The 6,209-nt window shown below is 39.7% G+C and carries 10 protein-coding genes; all 10 read right to left on the reverse strand.

From position 1 onward, the window contains the following. Positions 1-91: 91 nt before the first annotated feature. Positions 92-322 (reverse strand): hypothetical protein, encoded by a 231-nt coding sequence (locus tag HT736_RS11270; protein WP_119919430.1) that lies wholly within the window; start codon positions 320-322, stop codon positions 92-94. Positions 323-339: 17 nt separating this feature from the next. Then, on the reverse strand, positions 340-981 hold the full coding sequence (locus HT736_RS11275) for a type II CAAX endopeptidase family protein (RefSeq protein WP_100104301.1): 642 nt from the start codon (positions 979-981) through the stop codon (positions 340-342). A 9-nt stretch (positions 982-990) separates the two neighbouring features. Continuing rightward, positions 991-1,689, reverse strand: a complete 699-nt coding sequence (locus HT736_RS11280; protein ID WP_138700512.1) for an ABC transporter permease — start codon at positions 1,687-1,689, stop codon at positions 991-993. Next, positions 1,682-2,506 (reverse strand): ABC transporter ATP-binding protein, encoded by an 825-nt coding sequence (locus HT736_RS11285; RefSeq protein ID WP_000621677.1) that lies wholly within the window; start codon positions 2,504-2,506, stop codon positions 1,682-1,684. The genes HT736_RS11280 and HT736_RS11285 overlap by 8 nt, the downstream gene beginning before the upstream one ends. Positions 2,507-2,516: 10 nt before the next feature. After that, positions 2,517-3,257 (reverse strand): DUF3169 family protein, encoded by a 741-nt coding sequence (locus HT736_RS11290; protein WP_100104303.1) that lies wholly within the window; start codon positions 3,255-3,257, stop codon positions 2,517-2,519. 11 nt (positions 3,258-3,268) lie between these two features. Next, entirely contained in the window at positions 3,269-3,457 is a 189-nt protein-coding gene (locus HT736_RS11295; protein ID WP_050261007.1) for a hypothetical protein, read from the reverse strand. Beyond that, a complete protein-coding gene (locus HT736_RS11300; protein WP_001176231.1) occupies positions 3,457-3,663 on the reverse strand; it encodes a helix-turn-helix transcriptional regulator in 207 nt (68 codons plus the stop codon). The genes HT736_RS11295 and HT736_RS11300 overlap by 1 nt, the downstream gene beginning before the upstream one ends. A 9-nt stretch (positions 3,664-3,672) precedes the next feature. Continuing rightward, a complete protein-coding gene (locus HT736_RS11305) occupies positions 3,673-4,137 on the reverse strand; it encodes a hypothetical protein (protein WP_050261005.1) in 465 nt (154 codons plus the stop codon). Further along, positions 4,137-5,417, reverse strand: coding sequence for a histidine--tRNA ligase (gene hisS / locus HT736_RS11310; protein WP_050261004.1), 1,281 nt, complete (start codon positions 5,415-5,417; stop codon positions 4,137-4,139). The genes HT736_RS11305 and hisS overlap by 1 nt, the downstream gene beginning before the upstream one ends. 272 nt (positions 5,418-5,689) lie before the next feature. Continuing rightward, positions 5,690-6,209: transposase (locus tag HT736_RS11315; RefSeq protein ID WP_172931055.1), on the reverse strand; the 520-nt coding region annotated here is incomplete at its 5' end.

Raw genomic sequence — 6,209 nt, forward strand, 5'->3', positions numbered from 1 at the left:
TGTTTTGAGCAACCTGCGGTTAGCTTCCTAGTTTGCTCTTTGATTTTCATTGAGTATAATACAAAAATCCGATGAACTTCACCGGACTCTCTTATTTTGAATTTTTGCCTGCTTTACGCTTTTCAGCCATTTCGGCTGCCTTTCGAGGCAAGACAATTTCCGTTGTGTAAGCTGTCCCAAAGCGCAAGACACCTGCAATAGGGGCAAAGACAACTGCCAGATAGTTGTAGAAGAAATCGCCCTTAAAGGCATAAGCTAGCGCTCCAATGATGAAAAATAGAACAACTGCTTGAATCACTGCTAATAAAATTACTCGTTTCATGTGACCTCCTGACTCTATTATAGCATGAGAATCATCAAAAAGCCGACTAAATTATTCAAAGCGTGGAGAGAAATACTGTAGACCAGACCTTTTCTGCTAATATAAGCCAAGCCCAAGCTAAAACCAAGGCTAAAATAGACAAAAAATTGTTGCACATCACCTGGGAAATGAATCAAGGCAAACAAAACACTCGATACCAGAAGAAAAATCAGAGTTTGTTTACTATTGTCCTGCTTAGGAAAGAGGTAGCGTGCTAACATCCCTCTAAAGATAAGTTCTTCCGTCAAAGGAGCAAAAATAACGACCGCAAAGAATGAGAAAAGTGGTTGAGACAAGGTCAAGTCTATCGCTATTTGCTGATTTACTGAAGGATCATTTGGCAAGAAGAATTGAACGACCAGAGATAAGAACCAAACCAAGGCAGGAAGCCAAATAAATCGGTTGAAGCCACTCTTCTCAATACGAACAGGACCTTTCTGATACCATTTGTAAATGCCGTACACATAAACTCCAGCCAAGGCCACATAGAGCAAGGTCACAGCATAGGGTGAACCGCCTAAGGCAAGCGACGTAGTCGCGAGCACCTGAATGAAGCCATAGATGAATAAAAAGGATAGAATGGCTAGAAGAAACCAGCCAAGGTTTTTAAGTAGTTTCATAAAGGACTCCTATCTTGCTTTATAACTGTTTTTCAATACAAAGAGGTTTGCTATTCCTAACACAAGTACCCAGGCAAGTAACATGCCGATATTAGAAAAAGATATTTCCCCACCTTTTTTATTTAAAAGATTTACAATTGGACCAACAAAAGAGTAATCCAACACTTTCTGAGCCGTATCATTTTGAAGAGCAATCATAGGTAAAAAAGAGACAATTAACATAGGGAAGATACTATAAACTTGCGCTTTAGATTGAGTATCTGATACCGCACCGATTAGAAGGTTGAGAAAAATAACACTAATAGTTGCTAGGAGCAAATAGATAACATAGGCAAATAAGTAACCTGATAGATCTACTTTAAGATAGATGGGAAGTACAATCATAGCAAGTAACATTATCAGAATAGGGAGAACAAGCATACTGAAAGTATATTCTGTTGCTGTCACACCACTTAGGATGAGTGATTTAAGATTTCGTTTTTCCTTATCTTCTGCCATCATAATCGATACCATATAACCACTTCCCATGCTCAAGACCATCGTCAAGCTAGCAGATAGTAAAAATAGGCTCAATTGTCCATTCTTATTTAAAAATTCATTATATAAAACAGCAATACCAAAAGGCATCAATAAAGTCGCTAACAAAGTTGAATTGCTAATAAGAACTTGCACTCTTAACCATAGTAGGGCATTTAATTTTCTAAACATCTAACTTTTCTCCTGTCAATCTGATAAAGATTTCTTCTAGTGTCGGCTCACAAGAGTGAACCACCATCAAATCTGTCGTGTCTAAATGTGGCAATTCTTCAAATGGAACTATCTGTTCTCGTCCATCGTTATAAACCACACGTACTTTCTTATCCACATGGTACTTCTGGATAATATCTTGCGGACTTCCATACTCTATTAAATTACCCTTATTTAATAGAGATAAGCGATCACAAAGCAGAGTTGCTTCATTCATATCATGCGTGGTCAGAAAGATAGTTGTCCCCGCCTGCTTTAATTCTTGGAGTAGGGTATGAATCATCTTAGATGTTGTAGGGTCTAAGCCACTGGTTGGCTCATCCAGAAAGAGAATCTTAGGAGCATTCAGAAGGGCACGAGCCAAGAACATTCGTTGTTTCATCCCTGTAGATAGTTTTTCTGCGATAATATCTTTAGCATCTGCCAATCCAACCTGTTGGAGCACCTGATTTACTCTATCTGACTTGAGACCATATAACTTAGCGTAAATGAGCAGATTTTTGTAAAGACTCATCTTTTCATAAAAGCCACTGCCATCACTAACAATACCAATTTGTTCCAAATCATTTGAGGTTAAATCTTGAGAATTCTTGCCTAACAAAACTGTTTTACCTTGATCTGCAGCCAACTGTCCTGTTAAGACATTGATCATGGTTGTTTTACCTGAGCCAGAGGGACCAAGAAAACCAAAGATTTCTCCCTCCTTAATTTCAAAAGAAATCTGATGAAGAGCTTTTTTGCTCCCAAAACTTTTGCTTACATTTTCAACACGAATCATAAAAACTCCTTTATTTGAAATAGCGTTTTACCATAGGTAACTGCATCACATTGATATAAACATGGATGGCTCCTACAAGCAAGAAGGCTAGTAACTGAATCTCTCCTGTCAAGAAAGAAATGATAAAAAGAAAAATATATAAGCCTGGTAAGACATATTGGTTTAATTGGAATAAAATTCGAAAACTCTGTTCCAAATTAGCCTGACGCTCCCCTTCATCATAAGAATTTACATACTCTAAGACATCCTTTGGTGTTGAGAAAAATGCCAAATCAAACTGACGAACAATCGCAATGGTCTTAAAAAGATATTTTTGAACACTGAGAATCAGCACTAATCCCAAAAAAGAAAGAGATAAGGTTAGATTGCTTCTATTTGGTACAATCACTTCACTACCTGAGATGAAAAGAGCCAATAAAATCGCTACACTTGCAATATTAAAAGCAGTGGTTCCAAACTCGAGATTCCGATACATTTGCACATAATAGGTTTCATTCAGATCATCATCCATTTCCTCTTGATACAAGGAATGAAATTTTCTGCTTTTCTTTAAGAAATTGAATGTCAAAAGAATGCTAATGAAACCTAACACTAAACAAATAGCTGATATCCATGGTATCAAGATTTTTACATCTAACATAATTCCGTGGGATTCGGCAACAGCCTTAAACATCCCTACAAAAATGCCCAAGAAAAATCCCAAGACAACAACCATTAAAAACAACAATCCACGTTTCTTTTTCTTTTCCATATTCATTCTCCTTATTTACTTACTAGATTTTTGGATTTCTTTTCAATCCAGTCAACGACTGGGATAAGAGCAAAGTAGACCCAAATAAATTGGTCGCTGTAATAGAGATCAAACCATCCTAGATTTGTTCCAATTAGTAGACACAGGCTGACTAATAGAGCTATGGCAACTACATAATAAATCACTTTATACTTGTTCATCACTCGTCCTCCTCCAAGCGAAATACCGATTCGACTGTTTCGTTGAAAATCTGAGATATTTTCAGGGCAATGATAATGGATGGGGTGTACTCATCCCGTTCTAGTAGGCTAACGGTCTGTCTGGAAACCCCTGCCAGCTTGGCTAGGTCTGTTTGATTGAGGCCATCGCGAGCCCGCAGCTCTTTTAGACGATTTTTTAGTTGCATGTTACACACCTACTTTCCGTCAAATTCAACAGTTTGGATATCCTCAATGCGTTGTAGTTTGAATTTTTCTTTTCCTTTTTTATTAACACGACGTAGCTTGACCCATTCCTCATCAACATCCACAACTTCCCAGTTATCTGTTCCAAAAACTTGTCCAACGATTGTCGGTGTTTTCCCAATCAATTCTTTTAATAATCTTGACATTTCTTTATTTCCTTTCTGTTTTTGCTCAATTCTTTTGATTTTATTCTCTAATTTCTTGACCCTTTGGGTATGATAGAGATAAAACATAATCACAAGAGGTACAAATCCTAATGCCCACATAATCGTTCCCTGCTCCTTTTCTCTTAACTTGATTATATTGTAACACATCTTTTTCTTTTTGACAAGCATATTTGTCAAAAAGTTTATGATTTTTGTCATTTTGCAAAAGAAAACGGTCAGGAGTAAAATCCTGACCAGTTTATCTACTATTAAAAGCCTAATTTTTCAAAGATTTCTGAGAAGTTTTGGCTGATAGCATCAAGTGATACTTGCACTTCTTCTCGTGTTTGGTTGTTCTTGACCGTCACTTGTCCGCTTTCGACTTCGCTCTCACCTAGAGTGATGAGGGTCTTAGCCGCAAAGACATCGGCTGACTTGAACTGAGCTTTGAGCTTACGGTTGAGGTAATCACGCTCTGCTTTGAAACCTTGTTGGCGAAGAGCCTGTACCAATTCCAAGGCCTTAACATTTGCTCCATCACCCAAGACTGCGATATAGACATCTAGGGCGTTTTCGATAGGGAGAGCCACACCTTTCTTTTCAAGAATGAGAAGCAGGCGCTCTACACCAAGTCCAAAACCAAAGCCAGCAGTTTCAGGGCCTCCAAAATAAGAAACCAAACCATCGTAACGACCACCCGCACAGACTGTCAAGTCATTGCCCTCAATCTCAGTGATAAACTCGAAAATAGTGTGATTGTAGTAGTCCAGACCACGCACCATATTGGCATCGATGATGTAGTCTACACCAAGATTTTCCAACATCTGACGCACAGCATCAAAATGAGCTTGGCTTTCTTCATCAAGGAAATCCAAGATAGACGGTGCATTCTCTACTGCTACCTTGTCTTCTTTTTCTTTAGAGTCCAAGACACGGAGAGGATTTTCTTCCAAACGACGTTGGCTATCCTTAGACAAGGTCTCCTTGAGCGGTGTCAAATAGTCAATCAAGGCTTGGCGGTAGGCCGCACGGCTCTCAGGATTTCCAAGAGTGTTGAGGTGCAGTTTGACACCTTGGATACCGATTTCTTTTAGGAAGTGGGCTGCCATAGCGATGGTTTCCACATCGGTAGCTGGATTGCTAGATCCAAAACACTCAACACCAATCTGGTGGAACTGGCGCAAACGCCCTGCCTGTGGACGCTCGTAACGGAACATAGGACCCATGTAGTAGAACTTGCTTGGCTTTTGCACTTCTGGCGCGAAGAGTTTATTTTCCACATAGGAACGGACAACTGGCGCTGTTCCTTCTGGACGGAGGGTGATATGACGGTCACCCTTGTCATAGAAGTCGTACATTTCCTTGGTTACGATATCCGTTGTATCTCCGACAGAGCGGCTGATAACCTCGTAATGCTCAAAAATGGGCGTGCGCACTTCTGCGTAGTTGTAGCGCTTGAAAATTTCACGGGCAAAGCCCTCAACGTACTGCCATTTGGCAGATTCAGCAGGTAAAATATCCTGCGTTCCTTTTGGTTTTTGTAATTTCATAGGGAATCCTCTTTAAACTTAATAGTCTTATTTTACCATAAATAAAGGGATTAAAACAGTGAGAAAAAAATTAGGATTTCCCCCAAATCATTCATACCTCTCTCAACTAGATGTAACTTACCAAACCCCTGACCTCATGAGCCACTTTCTTCCTCCTTATGAGGTCAGTTTTACTTTCTGCTGTTCCAGTATCGTTTTTCCTCGCTAGATTTCCTCAAAAGGGCAGACTCCTCCCTTGGTGCGTCACACGATTTTTTCATCTCGACTGTTCTTTAATGCATCATTAACGACGCTTTTCTTCTAGGTGGTTCATAAGGAACAGGAAGATTCAGGTTGACTTTTCTAATCCTAGAATAAAGTGCTGAAAACAATTCGGAATAGGCATAGAGACTAGACAATTTGAGGAGCTGCTTGCGTCCTGTTCGAACACATTTTCCTACCACGTGAAGAAAAAGATGGCGGAAGCGTTTGATTGTTAAAGTTTGGAAGTCACCTCCAGCTAGATGTTTGAGAAAAAGATAGAGATTGTAGGCGATACAGCTCTTCATCATACGAACTTCGTTTTTGATTAAGGCTGAACTATCCGTTTTATCACCAAAAAATCCCTCCTTCATCTCCTTGATGAAATTCTCGGCTTGACCACGTTTTCGTTCAGAGAACTGGCAGACACGACGCTTGTGCGACCAAGATCCTGCTTGATAGAGAGTTTCTGAGTAGGCGGAGTGGGGCAAGATGGTTAAGTCCTCATCCTGTGGGCAAGGGAGGGAAAGGTCTCCAAGACGGCTCAGAACA

Origin of the sequence: Streptococcus sp. 339, assembly GCF_013277285.1 — a bacterium.
Classification (GTDB): Bacteria; Bacillota; Bacilli; order Lactobacillales; family Streptococcaceae; genus Streptococcus; species Streptococcus pseudopneumoniae.